The organism is Stenotrophomonas sp. GW821-FHT09E08 (genome assembly GCF_059416125.1).
On record NZ_JBWKOO010000020.1, the window covers coordinates 28,017 to 47,071 of the forward strand.

The 19,055-nt window shown below is 65.9% G+C and carries 19 protein-coding genes, 1 pseudogene and 1 riboswitch; of the genes and pseudogenes, 7 read left to right on the top strand and 13 right to left on the bottom strand.

Features of this window, described 5'->3' with window-relative positions; genetic code table 11:
* Positions 1-6 precede the first annotated feature (6 nt).
* On the top strand, positions 7-672 hold the full coding sequence (locus AC07M7_RS19320; RefSeq protein ID WP_495208071.1) for an Ivy family c-type lysozyme inhibitor: 666 nt from the start codon (positions 7-9) through the stop codon (positions 670-672).
* A gap of 671 nt (positions 673-1,343) precedes the next feature.
* On the opposite strand, the gene arsB is transcribed toward AC07M7_RS19320, so the two are convergent.
* The 3 genes from arsB to AC07M7_RS19335 are packed head-to-tail and all read right to left on the bottom strand — an operon-like array spanning position 1,344 to position 3,259.
* Positions 1,344-2,375, bottom strand: coding sequence for an ACR3 family arsenite efflux transporter (arsB, locus tag AC07M7_RS19325; protein ID WP_495208072.1), 1,032 nt, complete (start codon positions 2,373-2,375; stop codon positions 1,344-1,346).
* Positions 2,376-2,388: 13 nt separating this feature from the next.
* Complete coding sequence (locus tag AC07M7_RS19330) at positions 2,389-2,892, bottom strand: arsenate reductase ArsC (RefSeq protein WP_495208073.1); 504 nt, start codon at positions 2,890-2,892, stop codon at positions 2,389-2,391.
* 37 nt (positions 2,893-2,929) lie between these two features.
* Positions 2,930-3,259, bottom strand: coding sequence for an ArsR/SmtB family transcription factor (locus AC07M7_RS19335; RefSeq protein WP_447780620.1), 330 nt, complete (start codon positions 3,257-3,259; stop codon positions 2,930-2,932).
* Between the two features lie 17 nt (positions 3,260-3,276).
* Between AC07M7_RS19335 and arsH the strand changes: the two genes are divergently transcribed.
* A complete protein-coding gene (arsH, locus tag AC07M7_RS19340; protein ID WP_495208074.1) occupies positions 3,277-4,005 on the top strand; it encodes an arsenical resistance protein ArsH in 729 nt (242 codons plus the stop codon).
* 24 nt (positions 4,006-4,029) lie between these two features.
* Here the strand turns inward: arsH and AC07M7_RS19345 are convergent, their stop codons facing one another.
* From AC07M7_RS19345 to AC07M7_RS19355, 3 genes and pseudogenes are all read right to left on the bottom strand, one after another.
* Positions 4,030-4,722, bottom strand: coding sequence for a murein L,D-transpeptidase (locus AC07M7_RS19345; RefSeq protein WP_136638498.1), 693 nt, complete (start codon positions 4,720-4,722; stop codon positions 4,030-4,032).
* A 154-nt stretch (positions 4,723-4,876) separates the two neighbouring features.
* Positions 4,877-5,149 (bottom strand): hypothetical protein, encoded by a 273-nt coding sequence (locus tag AC07M7_RS19350; RefSeq protein ID WP_012509703.1) that lies wholly within the window; start codon positions 5,147-5,149, stop codon positions 4,877-4,879.
* 212 nt (positions 5,150-5,361) lie between these two features.
* Positions 5,362-6,306, bottom strand: a pseudogene (locus AC07M7_RS19355) (DUF2268 domain-containing putative Zn-dependent protease).
* A gap of 206 nt (positions 6,307-6,512) precedes the next feature.
* Between AC07M7_RS19355 and AC07M7_RS19360 the strand changes: the two are divergent.
* From AC07M7_RS19360 to AC07M7_RS19380, 5 genes are all read left to right on the top strand, one after another.
* Positions 6,513-7,088, top strand: a complete 576-nt coding sequence (locus tag AC07M7_RS19360) for an OmpO family porin (protein WP_046985361.1) — start codon at positions 6,513-6,515, stop codon at positions 7,086-7,088.
* 123 nt (positions 7,089-7,211) lie between these two features.
* Positions 7,212-7,979 carry a helix-turn-helix transcriptional regulator gene (locus AC07M7_RS19365; protein WP_495208075.1) on the top strand — a complete coding sequence of 256 codons (768 nt, stop codon included), beginning with the start codon at positions 7,212-7,214 and terminating at the stop codon, positions 7,977-7,979.
* Positions 7,980-8,047: 68 nt separating this feature from the next.
* Positions 8,048-8,413 (top strand): VOC family protein, encoded by a 366-nt coding sequence (locus tag AC07M7_RS19370; protein ID WP_253078125.1) that lies wholly within the window; start codon positions 8,048-8,050, stop codon positions 8,411-8,413.
* A 123-nt stretch (positions 8,414-8,536) separates the two neighbouring features.
* The gene (locus AC07M7_RS19375; protein ID WP_495208076.1) at positions 8,537-9,511 is read left to right on the top strand and encodes a Dyp-type peroxidase; all 975 of its coding nucleotides are present in this window, start codon (positions 8,537-8,539) and stop codon (positions 9,509-9,511) included.
* A 105-nt stretch (positions 9,512-9,616) separates the two neighbouring features.
* Positions 9,617-10,033, top strand: a complete 417-nt coding sequence (locus AC07M7_RS19380; RefSeq protein ID WP_495208077.1) for a hypothetical protein — start codon at positions 9,617-9,619, stop codon at positions 10,031-10,033.
* 112 nt (positions 10,034-10,145) lie between these two features.
* On the opposite strand, the gene pnuC is transcribed toward AC07M7_RS19380, so the two are convergent.
* The 7 genes from pnuC to AC07M7_RS19415 form a co-directional block, all read right to left on the bottom strand.
* Complete coding sequence (pnuC, locus tag AC07M7_RS19385; RefSeq protein ID WP_046985388.1) at positions 10,146-10,715, bottom strand: nicotinamide riboside transporter PnuC; 570 nt, start codon at positions 10,713-10,715, stop codon at positions 10,146-10,148.
* An 8-nt stretch (positions 10,716-10,723) separates the two neighbouring features.
* Positions 10,724-12,913, bottom strand: coding sequence for a TonB-dependent siderophore receptor (locus tag AC07M7_RS19390; protein ID WP_495208078.1), 2,190 nt, complete (start codon positions 12,911-12,913; stop codon positions 10,724-10,726).
* 70 nt (positions 12,914-12,983) lie between these two features.
* Positions 12,984-13,079, bottom strand: a riboswitch (TPP riboswitch).
* 109 nt (positions 13,080-13,188) lie between these two features.
* The gene (locus AC07M7_RS19395; protein ID WP_253078129.1) at positions 13,189-14,313 is read right to left on the bottom strand and encodes a phosphotransferase enzyme family protein; all 1,125 of its coding nucleotides are present in this window, start codon (positions 14,311-14,313) and stop codon (positions 13,189-13,191) included.
* A gap of 130 nt (positions 14,314-14,443) precedes the next feature.
* The gene (locus tag AC07M7_RS19400) at positions 14,444-14,851 is read right to left on the bottom strand and encodes a glycine zipper 2TM domain-containing protein (protein WP_005411889.1); all 408 of its coding nucleotides are present in this window, start codon (positions 14,849-14,851) and stop codon (positions 14,444-14,446) included.
* Positions 14,852-15,097: 246 nt separating this feature from the next.
* Positions 15,098-17,089, bottom strand: a complete 1,992-nt coding sequence (locus AC07M7_RS19405; protein WP_495208079.1) for an XVIPCD domain-containing protein — start codon at positions 17,087-17,089, stop codon at positions 15,098-15,100.
* A 111-nt stretch (positions 17,090-17,200) separates the two neighbouring features.
* A complete protein-coding gene (locus AC07M7_RS19410) occupies positions 17,201-17,971 on the bottom strand; it encodes a hypothetical protein (protein WP_495208080.1) in 771 nt (256 codons plus the stop codon).
* Between the two features lie 377 nt (positions 17,972-18,348).
* Positions 18,349-18,987 (bottom strand): response regulator, encoded by a 639-nt coding sequence (locus AC07M7_RS19415; protein ID WP_495208081.1) that lies wholly within the window; start codon positions 18,985-18,987, stop codon positions 18,349-18,351.
* Positions 18,988-19,055: the final 68 nt, after the last annotated feature.

Here is a 19,055-nt window from a genome sequence, read left to right on the forward strand (position 1 = left end):
CACGGAATGAAGATTCGAATCACAGGGATGGCGATGATGGCCGCGCTGCTGGCCGCCTGCGGACAGGCACCGGCGCCGGATGCAGCACCGCCCGCACCGGCACCGACCACCGAAGCACCTGCGGCCACGGCAACGGTGGTCGAGAAGGCTCCGTCCATCGAAGACGGCGTGGACCCTTCGGTGTGGGACAACGAAGGCGAACCGGAAGACCCGAGCGCCGGCGGGGAACTCACCTGCGCGGACAACCCGCTGGCGACGCATTTCTTCACCCTGGTGGGCGGCAATACCGTGGACGACTGCGGCCGCAAGGACCCGAAGGTGCTGGCCGCGTTCAACGCCCTGATGAAGAACACAGCCGCGGCCGAATCTGCTGACAAGGAGATTCCGTCGCTGCGCGAACGCCTGTTGAGCGGGCCCAGCGGGCCCGGCGAGCTGGTGGTGCTGCAGGGCGAGCCGTGGTGGTTCTACACCGCCTGCCAGGCCCACGACTGCCCCGGCACCGCGTTGGCGATGCTGTATTCGCCCGATCAGTCGAAGATGGTCGGCCGTCTTACCGCGCGCTGCCGTGTGTGGTGGCTGGGCGAGCCGACTGCGGAACAGCGTGAGCAGATCGAACAACGCCAGCCACTGCAGGATGCCGCATTGAAGGAAGACAGCGCGCTCTGCGAGTGATGTGGTGCCGGCGGTAGCGCCGGGCCATGCCCGGCGGAACAGCAGGCGACGTTCCCTGTGTCACCCTTCCGGCCGCATACGTGCGCTGACCTGTGCGGTCAGCGACAGACTAGCCATCATCAGGCCCTCCATCACGCGGGCGAGTGATGCGGATGCAGGCGCGGGAAGTCCGGTGAGGTCATGGCAATGCTTCGTGCAGGACAGACGGCAGCCGCCACACAAAGGTGGCGGGCGGACACGTGGCTCGAAAACCGGGAGATCACGAACAAGACCGGCAGGCGCAAGGCCTCCACGCTCCGCCCGCCATAGTCGGCAGACGGAATGCCAGCCGGCGCCACGCGGGGTGACGCCGGCTGGCAAGCGCAAACAACGTTCGTGATCTAACGGGTTTTCGAGGCCCGGCCACCCATTTTCCGGTGGCCCACCATCTGTACCGCCGTCGCGGCGCAACGCCAATCAGAAGAGTTGCATTCAACGCTGGATCAAAGACGCTTTCGGCATTTTTGCATGCTGTTAAGCCGTCGCAGACGCAGACGGCGCAACGTCCGTAGCGGCATGGGGAATATGCGACATCGGTCGAAGTTGATGACGTGGCGTACGGGTACCCCACCAAGCCGATGACGACAGTGCGGAGTGAAGAGCGTAGATCGACTTCGACGCACTCCGGTATGTCAGTGCTCTTCGCGTCTCTCGTACCAGGCTTGAGTACGATTCACGATCCGCACAACAGAAAGCATGACCGGCACCTCGATCAGCACGCCCACCACCGTCGCCAGCGCCGCCCCCGAATGCACGCCGAACAGCCCCACCGCTGTCGCCACCGCCAGCTCGAAGAAGTTGCTGGCACCAATCAACGCCGAAGGACCGGCCACGCAATGCGCCACGCCCAGCCGACGGTTGAGCAGGTAGGCCAGGCCCGAAGTGAAATAGACCTGGATCAGGATGGGCACCGCAATCAGCGCGATCACCAGGGGTTGTTCAACGATCTGACGGCCTTGGAACCCGAACAGAAGCACCAGTGTGAGCAGCAGCGCGCACAGCGAGACGGGCCCAAGCTTGCGAAGCACCCGCTGCAACGCTGCCTCGCCACTACGCATCAGGATCCAGCGCCGCAGCAACGCAGCCACCAGCACCGGCAACACGATGTAGAGGCCAACCGACAGCAGCAGCGTATCCCACGGCACGGTGATCGCTGACAGGCCCAGCAGCAGTGCAACCACCGGCGCGTAGGCAACCACCATGATCGCGTCGTTCAACGCCACCTGGCTCAGGGTGAAGTTGGCATCACCGCGGCACAGGTTGCTCCACACGAACACCATGGCGGTGCAGGGCGCGGCTGCCAGCAGGATCAACCCGGCGACGTAGCTGTCGATCTGCCCCGGCGGCAACCAGTCGGCGAAGGCATGGCGCAGGAACAGCCAGCCCAGCAGCGCCATCGAGAACGGCTTGACCGCCCAGTTGATGAACAGCGTCACCCCGATGCCCTTCCAGTGCTGCTGCAACTGACGCATCGCGCCGAAGTCGACCTTCAGCAGCATCGGGATGATCATCAGCCAGATCAGCACTGCAACCGGCAGGTTGACCTTGGCCACTTCGGCGACGGCCAGCACCGCGAAGGCATCGGGCAGGACGTGGCCCAGCAGCGTGCCCATCGCAATGCACAGCACAACCCACAGGGTCAGGTGTCGCTCGAACAGGCTCATGGCAGTGGCACCGTCACTGCGTGACGTCGGTCGGCAGCAGCTGGCCGATCCGGTCCAGCGCGTGCTGCAGCGCTTCGCGTTCGGACCACACCGATTCGGGCAGTGCGAGCAATGCGCGCAGGCGTAGCTTCACGATGGCATGAGCCAGCGCGAAGGCTACGGCCTTGTCGGCATCGCTGCCCGCCACGGCCGCCGGATCGGGCAGGCCCCAGTGGCTGCGGATGAAGTCACCGAACACCACCGGGCAGGCCTCCGCTGCGGCTGAGTCGCATACGGTGATGACCAGATTCATGGGCGCTGCATCCATGAACTCGTCCCATGATTTGCTGCGCAGCCCTTCAATGGGCATCCCTTCGGCCTGCAGCTGTGCCAGCGCGAACGGATTGACCCGGCCAGTGGGCTGGCTGCCGGCGCTGAAGGCGGTGAAGCGGTCGCCGCCCCAGGCGCGCAGGGTGGCTTCGGCAAGCACGCTGCGGGCGCTGTTGCCGGTACAGAGGAACAGGACAGAACGGGTCATGGGGCAATCGCCTCGATGGGGCAGGTCGTGTGCGGTATCAGCACTTGCAGGCGGGTGCTGCGGACGAGCACTCGTCGCTGGGTGAGCCCGCGCAGCAGTTGTGCGTGAGGTACTCGATCAAGCCGTTCATGGCATTGAAGTTGGCCCGATAGCACACATGGCGGCCCTGGCTTTCGCTCTCTACCAGGCCGGCCTGCACCAGCTCCTTCAGGTGGAAGCTGAGCGTAGCCGGTGGCACCTGCAGGGCCGTGGCGATGTCGCCAGCCATGCGTCCTGCCGGGCCGGCCTCCACCAGCAGGCGGAAGGCAGCCAGGCGGGTGGCATGACCCAGGGCAGTCAGGGCAGTGATTGCATTCGACGTTTCCATATTTCTAGAATAGTCGAATGAATAAACCAATCACAAGTGCCCACCTGCCGAACCTGGTAGAAGCCTCGCTGCCCCAGCCCGATCACCACCAGCTCGCCGCCGCCGATCTGGGGCCACCACGCATCCTCCTGCTCTACGGCTCGCTTCGGCCGCAGTCGTTCAGTCGCAAGCTGGCGCTGGAAGCCGAGCGGCTGCTGCATTACCTGGGGTGCGAGACCCGCGTGTTCGATCCGCATGCGCTGCCCATGCTGGACAGCGTGGACAAGAGCCACCCCGAAGTGCAGCGGTTGCGTGCGTGGTCGCAGTGGTCGGAAGGCCAGGTCTGGGTCAGCCCCGAGCGGCACGGGACGATCACCGGTGTGTTCAAGAACCAGATCGACTGGTTGCCACTGGAAGACGGCAGCGTGCGCCCCACACAGGGCAGGGCGCTGGCGGTGATGCAGGTGAGCGGCGGTTCGCAGTCGTTCAACACGGTCAACACGCTGCGCGTACTTGGTCGTTGGATGCGCATGCTGACCATCCCCAACCAGTCATCGGTGGCCAAGGCCTGGCAGGAGTTCGATGACGATGGACGAATGAAGCCCTCGCCGTACTACGACCGCGTGGTGGATGTGATGGAGGAACTGGTGAAGTTCACGCTGCTGACGCGAGGGCGGTCGGACTACCTGGTGGACCGCTACAGCGAACGCAAGGGCGATGCGCATGCCGCTGCATTGGCGCGGGCCGCGGGCGCTGCGGCTTCCTGAATTCCTGATCCGCCGATGGGCGCATTACTTGCTTGCGCGCCGCGCGCCCTTCTCGTCTTCGTCCTTGGCATCCCCACGGCTCTGCGCGAACTCCGGGAATGTCTTCGCGATCGAATCCTTGTCCGGCAGGATGTAGAACACGCCGCCCTTCTCGAACGTGGATTGCACAATCTGCTCGTAGAACGCGGGCGTGACGTTGATGCAGCCGTGCGTAACGCGGTTGTCGTCCGGCGAAGGTGATGCCAGCCGTTCGGCGCGCTTCTCTTTCGGGGTGCCTGGCGGAAGCGGGTGCATCGAGACGGCGGAATCGTAGTCCACCCACAGCACGCGTCCGGCATCGTCGGAGGGGCCGTAGCCACCAATGAAACGGCCCGCTGGGGTGGTGCGGTCATGGCCTGGAATCGCACTCAGCGCGAGCTTGGCAACGCCGGGTGCAGAGTGATCGCCGATGGCCGAACCGAACAGCGCCGGTGCCGCGCCGCGCAGCTTGCCGTCGCCGCCGAAGACCAGTACCTGCGCAGCCGCCTTGTCCATGATCGCGAACGGATAACCCTGGTTGTCCTTGCTGGCGACCACCCAGCCGGCCAGTTCGATCACCGTCTCGGAGACGCTCTGGTCAGCGGGAAGTTCATCAACGGCGGCACTCCGCTGTTCAGGCGCTTCCTTGTCCTTGCCCTTGGCGCTGGCTGCGCCGCTGCACGCTACGGCCAGTGCCAACATCAACACAGGGAGGGCACGACGTGCAGGGGAGGAGGAGGTACGAATGGGACGGCTCCTTGCATTGAGACCGCGGGTGGAAGGACGCCAGTGGCCCGCGAAGGCCACTGGTTCCCGATACAGAGGTGGATCAATTCAAACGGTGAGGGAGCGATCAGCCGCGCGGCTTGCGGCCGGCAGGTGCCCTTTCAAGCTGCTGCACGCGGCCTTCGATCTGGTCCAGACGCTGGTTGGCCTGCTGCGCCGACTGGTTGGCGGACTCGGCACTCTGGGCGGCGCCCTGCACCTTTACATCGAGCTGGTCGAGACGCGAGTTGATCGTTGCAAACTCGTTCTTGTAAGAGGCGCAAGCGCCAAGGCTCACGGTGGCGATGAGCGCCACGCTGAGTGCACGGGCCATCTTCATGTGTTGCGAGGTCAGTTTCATTCCACTCCCTCCTTCGTCTGGGGAAGCTGGAATATAGCGGCGTTTGTTCCCGGCGCTACCAAGCGCTTTCAGCTGCAGTTGGAAGACGTGGATGGGCTGTGAAGGTCGGTAAATCAACAAACCTTAACAAGCGGGATCAAGCGAGCTGATCTGCACCGGCGGATCGCCTTGTGCCTGTTCAACATCACCCATTCACCAGCATGAAGCCGGCATCACGGCATCTGCGCCTGCGTGCTTCCGCCTGCTCCGCACGCAGGTTGCCATCCACTTGCTTCCAGCAGCGCTGCAGCGTTTCCAGGCTGGACATTCAGTAGTTCGGCGATGGCGTTGTGCATGTCGGGCGCGCGCGCAATATAGGCATGGGCGATGCGGTAGCCCGTCCAGTAGCCGAGGTCTCCGCGGCGCGTGTCGTCGCCGGGGCCGTTGTACAGCCACTTCGAAAGATCGGTACCCATGCTGTCCTGCAGGAACGCGCGCTCCAGCGCTCACTCGCGACCCTGCGTCCAACGCTGCAGATGCGCGTTGGACGGTTGCCCGGAGATCCGTTCTCCCACGTATTCGGCGCCGCCTTCCACCAGCGTCTGATAGAGCAGGGTGGGCTGCTCGACTTCCACGCGTGCACCAGGCTGTTGCACGTGCACATACTCATGGGCGATCAGATGCACGAAGCGGTCACTTACATCGGCCTGCATCCAGTCGGCGTTGCACAGCGCTTCCAGTCCGATGACCACACCTGCTTCGGTGGTAACGCCACCACTGTTGCCGCGGCCCACCAGTACGGTGACCGAGGGAAAGCGCGCAGACGGCAACAGGGCGCCCAGCTGATCGACGGCAGCGGCGACGCGCGTGCGGATCGATGGCAATGCTGTGGTTCTCGCTTTCGCAAACAGTGACGGCTTGTCCTGGATAGCCCTGGCCAGCCGCTCCATCGAGCCGATACGGCTGTCGGTGAAGCTGCGCAGGGCATCCGTACTCGCATCCAGGCAGCCGTGCTGCAGATCATCGGCGCTTGGGCGCCCGTGGTTGGCGTCCAGCACCTTGAAGAAGCACGTGACATCGTCTGTCTGTACGACGATGCGCCCGGCAGGAACGACGCGCTCAGCCGCCTGTGCCTGCAGCAGCGCGACCGGCGAGGCGATCAGGATCAGCGCCCGCATCAAGCATCGAGCGTGGTGCGCGCAAGAAGCCGCCGGCAATGCCATGCGGAGTTCCCTGAACGGGAACCATATTTATACACCAGTCAGTTCAATATTCAGGGTCGATTAGACCCTCTAACGGATAATTCACACCTGTCGACCGCCTCTTCTCTCTCCCCCTCCCGGGAGGCGGTCGACGAAACCAAAATAATTAAAGGTGTGTCCCGATGAACAAGAATTCGCTGCTTGCCCTGGGTCTTCTGGCTGCTCTGCCGTTCGCTGCATCGGCGACCGATGGCCTGTCGTACAACTACGTTGAAGGCGGCTACGTGAACACCGATGCCAAGGGCGGCGACGCCGATGGCTGGAAGGTGAAGGGTTCCGTTGCGGTGCACCCGAACTTCCACGTCTTCGGCGACTACAGCGCCCAGGAGACCGACAAGTTCAAGAATGACGTCGACCAGTGGCGCCTGGGTGTCGGTTACAACTACGGCATCGCACCGAACACCGACCTGGTGGCCCGTGTTGCCTACCAGAAGTACGACGAGAAGCGCGGCCTGGACTTCAACGGCTACTCCACCGAAGTGGGCGTGCGCACTGCGTTCAACCCGTACGTGGAAGGCTACGTGATGGCCGGCTACGAAGATTTCACCAAGAAGCACGGCATCAACCCGGACGGCGAGTTCTACGGCCGCGTCGGCGCCACCGCCAAGTTCAACCAGAACTGGGGCCTGAGTGGCGAAGTGAAGCTGGCCAAGGCCGGCGACCGCGAGTGGTTCGTGGGCCCGCGCTTCACCTGGTAACAAACGCCTGTCGTTAGTGCGTGTTGTGCTGGCGTGTGACTCTCTCTCTCTCCCACACGCCAACCGAAGCCCGGCCTCGCGCCGGGCTTCACTTTTATGGGCTTCTGGGCGCCACAATGCGGCATGGGCGACCCTTCCTCCCTCGCAGGTACCGGCACGGCCTATCAGGAGCACCGGGCGCCAGCGCCGCTGCGTGGCCATTTCGGCCAGCTATGGCAGAGCCAGCTCGCTGCGGATGCCGATGGCCATATCACCGTGCTGCCCGATGGCTGCGTGGACATCCTCTGGCGTGACGGCGCGTTGTTCGTGGTCGGCCCGGATCGTGTGGCTGCGCATCCGGCGCTTGCACCCGGTGCGCAGGTGCTGGGTGCGCGCTTTCGTCCCGGCCAGGCGTTGGCCGCGTTGGGATTGCCATTGGCCGGCATCATTGGACAGGCGGTGCCGTTGGCCGATCTGAAGGGCGGATGGGCCACAGCAGCCGCTGCATCCATTGGCGATACCGCGCCGGCCCAACGATTGCAGCGGATGGCGCAGTGCCTGCAGCAGCACATGGGCGCGGCGGCCCTCGACGTGCAGGCGCAACGGGCGCATGTGTTGTTCCACGCGCTTGGCCGTGGCCAAGCTACGCTGGACGAGCTGGCGGCAGGCTTGAACCTGAGCCCGCGCAGCCTGCGCCGTTTCAGCCAGGCGCAGTTCGGCTACGGCGCCAAGACGCTGGAGCGGATCCTGCGCCTGCAACGCTTCCTGCGCCACAGCCGTGGGTTGCCGCAGCATTCGTTGGCGATGCTGGCCGTCGATGCCGGCTATGCCGACCAGGCCCATCTCAGCCGCGAGGCCCGCGAACTGGCCGGCATGACCGCACGCGAACTTCGCGGGGAGTGGGGACAATGATGGCCGTTTCGTTCAAGACCGGCAGACCACGCTGATCGATGCTGCAGGCTCCAACCACGGAGTCCACCATGAGCCACGCCACCCCCGGTGCCGAACGCCGCATCGACAACATCGAATTCAACGTCGCCGACATCGCCCGCAGCAAACGCTTCTACGGCGAGGTATTCGGGTGGTGCTTCACCGACTACGGCCCCGCCTATACCGAGTTCGACGATGGTCGCCTGAAAGGTGGTTTCGTTTCCGACGCGCCGGTGCGTGCGCACGGTGGTCCGCTGGTCATTCTCTACTGCGCGGACCTGGCGGATGCGCAGCAGCGCGTGGTCGCTGCCGGTGGCGAGGTGGTGCAGGCGGTATTCGCCTTCCCCGGTGGCCGTCGCTTCCACTTCCGCGATCTGGATGGCTACGAGCTGGCGGTCTGGAGTGATGTGGATTGAGGTCTTCGTACCTTCGCCGGTGGACGGAACGAGAACCGCTCCGTCCCCGGTCAGGTGGTTCCGCTATGATCGCCCGCACATCGCTACACGCGATGCGCCCGCCTCAAGCCAGCAGGAACCGTCGTGAACTCCCAGCCCGCACCGATCACCGCCGTCAACCACACGCTCGACAACGAGCCGCAGCAGATCACCGCGCCACTGACCCATTCGGCGGCGTTCCTGGTGCTGAAGGTGAAGGATGACGAGGCATCGATCGCAAAGGCGCGCGAGGTACTGGCCAGCACCGATGACCTGATCAAGAACACCGCCATCCGCGAGATCGAGCGCACCTTCACCTGCAACGTGGCCATTGGCCACCGCGTGTGGCAGCCGCTGGTGGGTACCACGCCGCCGCGTGAGCTGGCGCCGTTCCGCGAGATCAAGGGCGCGACCCACACCGCGGTGTCCACGCCGGGCGACCTGCTGTACCACATCCGTGCGCGCACCATGGACCTGATCGTGGCGTTCGAGCGCAACCTGCTGATGGCGTTCGGTGATGCGGTGGAAACGGTCGATGACGTGGCCGGCTTCCGCTATTTCGATGGCCGCGACCTGCTCGATTTCGTCGATGGCACCGCCAACCCGGAAGGGCTGTCGCTGCCGGAAGCCACCATCGTGGGCGAGGAAGACCCGGAGCACGCCGGTGGCAGCTACGTGGTGGTGCAGAAGTACCTGCACAACCTCGATGCCTGGCGCGCACAAAAGACCGAAGCGCAGGAAGCGATCATCGGCCGCACCAAGCACGACAACATCGAGCTGGATGATGCGCCGGCCGATGCGCAGAAATCGCACAAGACGCTGTGCACCATCGAGGATGCCGACGGCGAGCACGAGATCCTGCGCGACAACATGCCCTTCGCGAACCCGGGCCGTGGCGAGTACGGCACCTACTTCATCGGCTACACGCGCCGCCTGTGGGTGATCGAGAAAATGCTCGAGCGCATGTTCATCGGCAATCCTGCGCCCCTGCACGACCGCATCCTCGACTTCTCCAACGCCACCACCGGCGTGACCTTCTTCGCGCCCTCGCGCAAGGTGCTGGCCGACCTGGGCGACTGATCGCGCCAGGCCTGCGGTCTACGCGCCGGCCATTACCGCCCGCCATCTGCCTGTCATCTACCGCGCCGACCATCAGACGTTGGATGGAAGCGCAGGAGGCTGGCGATGGTCATGGCAGGAAACAGGACCGGCGCGCGCCGCTGGTGGCGGCCGTTGGCCGCGCTGTTCGGTGCGCTCGCACTTGGAAGTGCCAGCGTTTCCGCGCAGGAGGCTCCCGCACACTGGATGGCCTATGCCGCCGCCGTGGGCGGCCAGCTGCAGCAGCGCCTGCAGCAGGAGCAGGATCCGCGGGCGCAGCGCGTGCTGGAATGGATGCAGGCACACCCGGATACGCCGACGCCGTTGCCGGTGAGCGTGTGGATCGCGGCGGATGGCCGCATTTCGAAACTCGAATTCGGCAGCCTGCGCGACGCCCAGATCGACGCCGACCTGCGCGCGACATTGCAGTCCGCGCCGTTGCAGGCCGCCCCACCGGCTGACATGCGCCAGCCGCTGCGGCTGGGCCTGCTGCTTACCCAGTAGATCCACGCCATGCGTGGATGGGCCTGGCTGGTAGATGCCGACCTTGATCGGCAGGCGTGCGCCAACCAAGGTTGGCGACAACCGGTAAACCCCGGCCACGCACGGCGTGGCTCTACTGCGTTGCCACCTGCGGTTCACGCGCAGCTGCGCTCCATGCGCGCAGCCCGAACACGGCCAGGCCGAGGAAGAACACGTACAGCGCCGCGGTCACATGCAGCGACTTGAACAGGTACGCACCCACGTACACCACGTCCACCGCGATCCACACCCACCAGCAGGCCACGTGGCGGCGTGCCTGCCACCACTGGCCGACCAGGCTCAGCGCGGTCAGCATCGCGTCCAGCCACGGCAGCGCGGCATCGGTGAAGGTGTGCATGGCCGCACCCAGCGCCACGCCACCGCAGAGGCCGATGGCCAGGTCGCGCAGCAGCTTGCCGCGCGCCAGTGGCACGATGCGGACGCTGCCCTCGTCGGCGGCGTGCTGCCGCCAGTTGAGCCAGCCGTAGACCAGGAAGCCACCGAAGGCGACCTGCAGCAGGGTGTCCGAGTACAGCTTGGCCTCGGCGAACACCAGGCCATACAGCATCACCGACAGCAGCCCCACCGGCCACGCCACCAGCCGGCGCTTGGCCATCAGCCAGACGCCGAGGATGCTGCACAGCGCGGCGGCCCACTCCAGCATCAGGCCGCTCACAGCGCGAACGTCACCGACAGGCGGGCCTGTCGCGGTGCGCCGGGGAACAGGTAGTAGTCACCGCCGCTGCTGCCGGTATCGCGCCAGTAGAAGCGGTTGAACACGTTGTCCACCGACAGGTTCCAGGTCACCGCACGCTCGTGCAGGCGATGCTGGAAGCGCAGGCCGGCATCGAACACCGAGTAGTCCGGTGCGCGCACCCCACCGTCGGCGCGGGCGACATTGGCACCGGCATAGCGCCAGCCGCCGGTCACGTCCAGGCCCTGTACGAACGGCAGCGCATAGGCCACGTGCACGCTGGCGCGCACCTTCGGTACGTTCACCAACTGATGGCCTTCATAGGCCGGGGTGCCGGTGTCGCGCGCGCGCGCCTGCAGCACGCTAGCGCTGGCCACGATCTGCAGCGCATCGGTCAGCTGGCCATTGGCGGTCAGCTCCAGGCCGGTGTGGGTCTGCTTGCCTTCCTCGACGAAGGTGTAGCCGACATCGCTGCCGTCCGGCTTGGCGTACTGGTACGGCTGCGAAATGCGGAACAGCGCCGCGCCCAGGGTCAGCGCCTCGACCGGCATGTACTTCACACCCACTTCCAGCTGCCGCGACTGCACCGATGGCAGGAAGGTATCGGCGTTGCTGGTCCAGAACGGCGCTTCCTGGCCCAGCGAGATGCCGCGCACATAACTGGCATAGGCATTGAGCTGGTCGGTGGCCTTCCACACCACGGCGGTCTGCGGCAGGAAACGCGACAGGCGGCTGTGCCGCTGCGGGGTACCACGCTTGTCGTAGGCACGCTCGTCCAGGCGCACGAAGCGGCCGCCGGCCAGCCACTGCCAGTCATCACCGAAGCTCATCCGGTCCAGCGCGAAGAACGCGGTCTGGCGGCTGTCCAGGCGTCGTGCGGACGGCCCTGGCATCTTCGGCGACGGTTCGAACACCGGCACCTGCGCATCGTGGATGTTGCTGGTGCCGACGTACTCGTTGACGCTCGGGCGCTTGTCCACGGTGCGGCGGAAGTAGTCGGCACCGATGGTCAGCTCATGGCCGACGCTGCCGGTCTCCAAGCGGCCGCGCAGCTCGGCACGGGCCTGCTGGTTGCGGCGGGTGTCGTCCGGGCTGCGGTAGTCGTAGACGTCGTAGTCGCCATTGGGCGCGAAGTAGTTGCCCGGCACACTGCCATCGGCGCACTGCGCGGCGTAGTAGCAACCGTAGGCGAAGGCGACGTTGTCATCGATGACCGAGCGGCTGTGGCCGACCGAGACGCGCGACTGCCAGGCATCGTTGAAGTCGTAGGTATGCAGCGCGGTGATGTTGGTGCTGGCAATGTCGACCGGACGCTGCCACGGCTGGTAGCCCAGCAGGAATTGGCGATCCACGCCGTGTGGCAGCTCGCGCGCGCCCAGCAGCTGGTAGCCGGACACCGAGCGCTGAGAACTGGTCTGGTAGTTGGCATCCACTTCCAGCTTGCCGCGTTCGCCGATCAGCCAGTCGGCGGCCAGCGAATAGAAGTTGCGACGGCCATCGGCGTGCTCGACATAGGAATTGCTGGAGTCCCATGCGGCATTCAGGCGCAGGCCGAAACGCGGAGTGATCCAGTGGCCGACATCGACGGCGACGTAGCGCGAGCCTTCCGAATCGGTGCCGAGCGTGGCGCTGCGCACTTCGGCCGGGCGCTTGCCGATGTAATTGATGATGCCGCCGGGCGCCATCACGCCTGCGGCCAAGCCGGCTTCACCCTTGAGGATCTCCACCGACTGCACGTTCTCCAGCGCAAGGCGCTGTTCGCCGGCGATGGACAGGCCGTTGAAGCGGTAGCCGGTGGCGGCGTCCAGCGCGAAACCGCGGATGGCGATGTTCTGGTAGTAGCCCACCGGCGCATAGGCATCACCCAGCGAGGCATCGTTGCTGGCCAGCTCGGACAGCGAACGCACCTGGCGGCGGTCGAGGTAGTCGCGCTCAAGCACGTTCACCGACGCCGGCGTGTCCTTCCAGGAACCACCACCGAAGGCGTTCACGCGTGAGGTATCGGCCTTCGGCTTGCCGGCCTGCACGCGCACCGCCGCCAGTTCGGTCGGCGAACGCTCGGCGCCGGTGGCAGCCGCATCGGGGGACGCCTCGGCTTCGCTGGCGTGCAGCGGCAGCGCGGCGCAAAGGGCGAGGGAGAGCAGGGTGGGGCGCAGGCAGCGGTTCATTCGGTTCGTCTTCGGACAACAAGGGAGACGAAGCGACGGCGCGCAGGTGCACCGGCCCATGACGGGGGTGTGGCTGCGGCTCAAAGCTCCCTACGCCGGTGCAAACCGGATCAGGTTCCAAGGGACTCTCTCAGCCTGGCAGATCCAGGCACCCCCGCTTCAGGTGACCATTTCACTACAAATGGTACGGATTTGCGAGCCGGTGCCCTTCAGGCAGCGGGGTCAGAGCCCTTTCCGCAGGAAAGGGCTCTGACCCCCACGGTGCGCCAACCGGGTCACGCCGCTGCGTGCAACGCCTGCAGCAGTGCCTGTCCCGGCGCGCTGTGGAACCACGCCGGATGCCCCAGCATAAACGGCTGCCACGCCACATCCGCGTTTGCGGTGGAGCCGGTGATGCCTTCGAAGTATTCCACTTCGGACAGTGCGAAGTCGAAATGCACCATCGGCAGCAGGTCGGCCAGCAGCTGCACGCGTGCTGCCGACAGTGGCTGTACCTCGCGGTAGCCGTCGAGCAACGCCAGTGCGATGTCGATGCGCACCGCCTCCAGGCCGCGCTCCAGTTCCAGCCAGGCCACCGCGTTGCGCTCGATCGCGGTGGCGAGGTCGAACAGTGCGCTGGTGGGCGAGGCCAGGCCGAAATCCAGCACGGTGCTGACCTGCCCATCGCGCCACAGCAGGTTGGAAACATGCCAGTCGTTGTGCGCCCACAGCCGCGGTTCGTCACGCAGGCGCTGGGCCAGGCCGGCGTGCCACGGCAGCACGTCGCGGCGAAGCTGGGTTTCCCACGGAATGCGCGCGAGGTAGCGGGCCAGACCCGGTCGTGTGGGCAGTTCGGCTTTGATCGCGGCGATCGGATCGTCGGCGCGGATCAGGTCGTCGCGCGCCACCAGCAGATGGGTACTGCGTTGTGGCGCGTGATAGCTGGCGGCGGCACAGTGCAGCCGGGCCAGCATGCGGCCGGCTTCGCGGGCCTGCGCGACATCGGTCAGCAACGACCACGACACGGCATCGCGGTACAGGTCCTCGCCCACGCCCACGGCATGCAGCTCGAAGGTCCATTCGCCGTGCTCGACTGCGGTGTGGCCATCGGCTGCCGCAAGCACCTGCACCACCGGTACGCCGGCGGCAGCGAGATGGACGATGAAGTGGTGTTCTTCTTCCAGGCAGGCGGCGCTGCGCACGCTGTGGTGGTGGCGCTTGATGAACACCGGTCCGCGCGTGCCATTGACGATGGCGGCGGCCGACAACGGCCGAGGACTGTGCCAGTGCGGCTGGCTGCCCGCATCCAGCTGCGGAAAGCGCTGGCGCAGCCACGCGAGGTCTGCGGTGCTGATCGGCGGCCAGTCGGCAGCGACCTCGTCGTTGTTGAGGCCCTGCACCCGGTGGGAAGAAGAAGTCATGCCGCAGCCCCAAAGGGGGAAAATCACATCCAAGGCTGCGCATTCAACGCCATGGCCGCCCGCAACGCAAACGGGCGGGTCATCGACCCGCCCGTCGTCACATGGTCATCGGCGGTACCGCCGCGCCGGGTTACCAGCCGCGATGGCGGCCGCGGTCGTGGTAGTAACGGTTGTCGTAGTAGCGCTCGCGCTGCCAGCGACGGTCGTCACCGCGGTCGTAGTAGCCGCTGCGGTAGTAGCCACGGTCGTAACGGCGATCGTAGCGGTCGTCGTAACGGCGATTGTCGTAGTAACGACGGTCGCGGCGGTCGGAGGTGGTCAGGTTGCCGATCGCGCCGCCGGCCACGGCACCGCCGACAGTGGCAGCGGGATCACCGTTGGAGAGCAGGTTACCGGCCACGCCACCGACCACGGCGCCGACCAGGGTGCGCTTGTCCTTCCTCGACATCGCGCTGGCATCGCTGACCACGGCCACACCGGCCACCAGTGCCAGAGCCATCGCCAGACCACGGAAGCTGAGTGCGGAAGTACTGAGCATGTTCGTTCTCCTGTGAGGTGCATGCCACGCTGGGCAGGGAGGGCGCGGGGCGCCCCGGCTGCCGTGATGTCCACGCTGGCGTTCCAACATTGCCGGAACATTGCCTGGTCCACCGTGCGGCTTGCGCATTCATCTAGCGGCAGGCGGCATGAAGCAAGGCTGAAAGCGGCCTCGGCCGCTCAGCTGGCAGAAAGGGAAAAGGCCACGCGGACGTGGCCCTCCCTTCTCTCCCAAGGCGCCGCGGGCTTAGACGCCCATCGCCTTCTGGGCCTGCCGGGCCTGCTCCTGCTGGGCATCCTGCTGCTGGTGCAGCACGTTCGGGGCGCCCTGCACGGCACCGCTGCTGAGTGCCAGGCTCTGCTCGCTGGCCGTACGGGTGTCCACCGCCGCGCGAATGGCGGCCGGGTCGCCGATGGTGCCCTGCACGGCGAACAAGCGCTCACCGTTCGGACTGGGTACCACCGAATCGATGCGCTGCAGGCCGGCGGCATGCGCCTCCTTGGTCAGTGCCGCGGCGGCGCTTTCCAGCGCGTGGCGGTCCTTGAAGGTGCCGGCCGGCATCAGTTCCAGGCCCTTGCTGGCCTGGATGAACAGCGGATTGCGCGGGTGCCGTTCGTCGTTCAGCAGCGGGCGCTCGCGGGCGTCCTTGATCGCTTCCAGCGTCTTTACCCCGACAATGCCGTCGGCGACCAGGCCGTTGTCCTTCTGCAGCTGGCGCACCGCCGCGTCGGTGTTGCGGCCGTAGCGACCGTCTTCGACCAGCGGCTTGCCATCGGCCCCGGCATAGCCGAGGTGGCCCAGCTGTTCCTGTACCTTGCGCACGCCCTCGCTGTGCGCGCCCTGCTTGTACAGTTCGGCGTGCGGCGTGGCAGCTGCCTTGTGCTCGGCCGCGGGCCTGCCCTGGGTCTGCTCGTGCGACTGGGTGCGGTTCTCCAGCAGATCGCGGGCCCTGGACAGCGGGTCGGAGGCGTACAGCTTCCAGTTCGGATGGTCCTTCACCTGCTTCAGGTAGTCCTCGACCGGCATGGTGTGCACGCCCTTGCTGCCGGTGGACTGGCTGATCAGCAGCTTGTCGGTGTTGGGATCGCGCACCACCATCACGATGTGGTCGATGCCGTTCCAGTGCTCGTGGCGGGTCTTGGCCGTATCCAGGCCGATGATCATGCCTTCCTTCAACGCATCGGGCTTGAGGATCGCGTCGCGGTCAAGCAGCACGCCGGACTGGTCGAACGCCTTGCGCACGATGCCGCCGGAACCGAGGTTGCCCAGGTCGATGCGATCAGCCTTGCCGAACACCGCGTGCCCGGCCTTCTGGTTGATCTCGTCCATGGTCCGGTTCTGCAGCGTGCCGACCCAGCCGGAACAGTCGATATAACCCTGCTCGACGTTCTTGCCGGTCTTGCCCGGTACGTACAGCGCGTGGCCCGGAATGTTGATGGCGTACCTGACATCGTCGTACTTCACGCCGGCCTCGTAGGCGGCCTGCAGTTCAATGCCCGGCCTCGGCGTGGCAGCCGCCGTTGCGGTTGCCGCCAGCGTGGCTGCACCAGCCGCCACGGCTGCGCTGGCCTGTGCAGGCGCTGCCGGGGTCTGGCCCTGGCCCTGCGCCACCGCCTGCGGTTCGATGTTCTTTTCCGGAATGCTGATCGCCGCGTACTTGTGGATGTAGTAGCTGGAGAACGTCCGCGCCAGGTCGCCATCGTTCATGCCGCGCATCTCGGCCAGGGTGTGGCCGGTCAGCGCCTTCGCGTCGGAGCCGATCTGGTTGAGTACGTTGCGGCGCATGTTGATTTCTTCGCCGTGGCTGTTGCGGACCACGCCGAAGGTGCCGGTGGCAATGGCGGTCTGTACCGAGCCATAGCCGGCGCTGCCCTGCTGGTGGGCCAGGTACAGGTCCAGGCCGGTGGGCGTGTTGCCCCCGGACAGGTAGGGATTGCCGGTGCGCTCGTTGCGGCGCGCCATCGAGTCCAGGTTGTCCTGGTACATCTGTGCGGCCGCTTCGGTGTTGCGGGTCGGATCGAACTCGTGGCCGGTCAGGTGGTACTGGCGCGCGGAACCGGGCACGAACTGGAACAGGCCCTTGGCACCGGACGAGGTGTTGTGTGCGCGCTCGTTGAAGCTGCCGCCGGTCTCGATATGCGCGAAGCGCATGAAGTCATCCACGGGGATGCCCTTCTGCCTGGCGACCTGCTCGACGATGTCCAGGACTTCCTTTCTGCTGTAGTCATGCTGTGCCATGACGTTTTCCTCGGGGTTGATGGAGGGGCGGAAGCCGCGAATCGCCAACCGGACTCATCCGTGAGTCAAGAACATGTCGGTCAACAGGTAACCCGCGTGTGCGGGTGGGAATCAGCGCGCCAGGTACTTCTGGGTCACGCTGTCGAAGCGGTAGTGCACGGCGTCGCCGACACCCAGTGCGCGGGTCTTGCCCGGGCTATCGATGGTGGTGCCCTTGAAGCTCACGGTCAGCTGCGGCAGGCCGTTGCCGTCGGCAATGAAGGCCAGTTCGCCATCGCTGTCGGTGCACGGCATCACGTTGCCGTCGTCGCAGGCGGCGCTGTTGTCTTCGCCGGTGCGTACCGAACCGACATAGCGCCAGACCTTGCTGTCCACGTCGTCTTCGCTGCGCTTCGGGTTGAACAGCAGCAGGGCATAGCCGCTGCCGCTGATGCCGCGGTCGAAACTGCTGGTCGGCATCGCCAGCAGCAGGCGGCCATCGGCCGTGCGATGTTCGAGCGGCTTGCGCCGGGTGTCGATGTCGTCGGCCTTGTCGTAGGCGCCGAGCGCGCCGATGGTCCATTCCTGGCCACGGAACTTCCACGGCTTCTTCGCATCGCCGCCGGCCAGCACGAAGGTGGCCTCGGCCAGGTTGGCGCGGTCATCCGGGCCGGCCGGTTGCTGCTCGCCGGGCTTGCCGTAGTGCTCGCGGGTATCCCACGAGAAACCGGTGTAGTAGGTGGTGCCGTCGAGCGTGAACTGATGGCCGAACCAGAAGGTCGCCACGCTGCCGTTCTGGACCTCATAGGAGGTCGCGCCATCGCCGTCCTGCTGGTAGGTGAAATACATCACGGTCGGCGCATCTGGCGGGGTGACGGCGGTATCGGGGGAAGTGTTCTGCATCGGGGCAACATCCTGTCGGGGCGCATTGGCAGCCTGCGCGTGCGCGCCGGGCTGGGAGGACGAGGGGGCCGGGTCGGCGGCGCTGCAGGCGGCAGCGGAAAGAGAGACGAGCAGGCACACCGCGAATGCGCGCAGGGGCGGCGATGGCAGGGTCCAACGTGGTTTTGGGGGGTGATGCATGCGCCTCTCCATGGTCAGCGTTGCCGGGCCAGACGGCCGGCAGGAAACCGCACCCCATCCACCGGGGACAGGAGCGAGGACATGAGCCGGTCGATTCCTTCGACCTCGCATTGAGAACCCATGCCCGGCAATCTTTGCACAGAATCGCGACGCATCAAAGAGGGCAGCACGCCGCGCCCTCTTATGTGAACGGCATCTCAGATATTGCCATCGCGCAGGTAGTCGAACAGCTCGGCGTCGCCCTTCAGACCCAGTTTGAGCATGGCGTCACCCTTCTGCCGGCTGATGGTGCTGACGCTCTTGTGCAGCTGCAGCGAGATCTCCTTCACCGTCATGCCAGTGCCAAGCAGCCGCAGCACCTCCACCTCGCGCGGCGACAGTGGCTTGCCGTCGCCTTCGCGCATGTGCCAGCTGCCCGCCGCCTCGACCCGCTCGCGCAGGCTGCGGCTGATATAGGGCTGGCCGCGATAGACCGCCTGGATGGCCTGCGGCAGTTCGTCCATCGACGAGCTCTTGTCGACCAGGCCGAGCACACCGCTGTCGAGCACCATGCGCAGGATCGCCAGGTTGTTGGAGACGCTGAGCATGAGTACCGGCAGGTCGGGATGGCGGCGGCGGATCATGCCGATCATGGCGAAGCCGTCGGCCTGTGGGCTGCCCGGCATGGAGTAGTCGGTGACCAGCAGGTCACAGGGCTGGCTGCCCAGCAGGGTCATCAGCGTCTGCGCGCTGTCCGCCTCGCCGACCACGCGGCCCACCCCGCTCGACTCGATGACGGCGCGGGTACCGATACGGACCACCGGGTGGTCGTCTGCGATGATGATGCGCAAGCTCATGCTCTAGTATGGCCACCGGGCACGCTGGACCGCGACCATCGCGGTTCCTGGCAGGATTCTAGGAGATC

Bases quoted from the DNA above. Each gene is read 5' to 3' on its own strand.
- AC07M7_RS19320 (WP_495208071.1), top strand. From the start codon at position 7: ATGAAGATTCGAATCACAGGGATGGCGATGATGGCCGCGCTGCTGGCC.
- arsB (WP_495208072.1), bottom strand. From the start codon at position 2,375: ATGAGCCTGTTCGAGCGACACCTGACCCTGTGGGTTGTGCTGTGCATT.
- AC07M7_RS19330 (WP_495208073.1), bottom strand. From the start codon at position 2,892: ATGACCCGTTCTGTCCTGTTCCTCTGTACCGGCAACAGCGCCCGCAGC.
- AC07M7_RS19335 (WP_447780620.1), bottom strand. From the start codon at position 3,259: ATGGAAACGTCGAATGCAATCACTGCCCTGACTGCCCTGGGTCATGCC.
- arsH (WP_495208074.1), top strand. From the start codon at position 3,277: ATGAATAAACCAATCACAAGTGCCCACCTGCCGAACCTGGTAGAAGCC.
- AC07M7_RS19350 (WP_012509703.1), bottom strand. From the start codon at position 5,149: ATGAAACTGACCTCGCAACACATGAAGATGGCCCGTGCACTCAGCGTG.
- AC07M7_RS19360 (WP_046985361.1), top strand. From the start codon at position 6,513: ATGAACAAGAATTCGCTGCTTGCCCTGGGTCTTCTGGCTGCTCTGCCG.
- AC07M7_RS19365 (WP_495208075.1), top strand. From the start codon at position 7,212: ATGGGCGACCCTTCCTCCCTCGCAGGTACCGGCACGGCCTATCAGGAG.
- AC07M7_RS19370 (WP_253078125.1), top strand. From the start codon at position 8,048: ATGAGCCACGCCACCCCCGGTGCCGAACGCCGCATCGACAACATCGAA.
- AC07M7_RS19380 (WP_495208077.1), top strand. From the start codon at position 9,617: ATGGTCATGGCAGGAAACAGGACCGGCGCGCGCCGCTGGTGGCGGCCG.
- pnuC (WP_046985388.1), bottom strand. From the start codon at position 10,715: ATGCTGGAGTGGGCCGCCGCGCTGTGCAGCATCCTCGGCGTCTGGCTG.
- AC07M7_RS19390 (WP_495208078.1), bottom strand. From the start codon at position 12,913: ATGAACCGCTGCCTGCGCCCCACCCTGCTCTCCCTCGCCCTTTGCGCC.
- AC07M7_RS19395 (WP_253078129.1), bottom strand. From the start codon at position 14,313: ATGACTTCTTCTTCCCACCGGGTGCAGGGCCTCAACAACGACGAGGTC.
- AC07M7_RS19400 (WP_005411889.1), bottom strand. From the start codon at position 14,851: ATGCTCAGTACTTCCGCACTCAGCTTCCGTGGTCTGGCGATGGCTCTG.
- AC07M7_RS19405 (WP_495208079.1), bottom strand. From the start codon at position 17,089: ATGGCACAGCATGACTACAGCAGAAAGGAAGTCCTGGACATCGTCGAG.
- AC07M7_RS19410 (WP_495208080.1), bottom strand. From the start codon at position 17,971: ATGCAGAACACTTCCCCCGATACCGCCGTCACCCCGCCAGATGCGCCG.
- AC07M7_RS19415 (WP_495208081.1), bottom strand. From the start codon at position 18,987: ATGAGCTTGCGCATCATCATCGCAGACGACCACCCGGTGGTCCGTATC.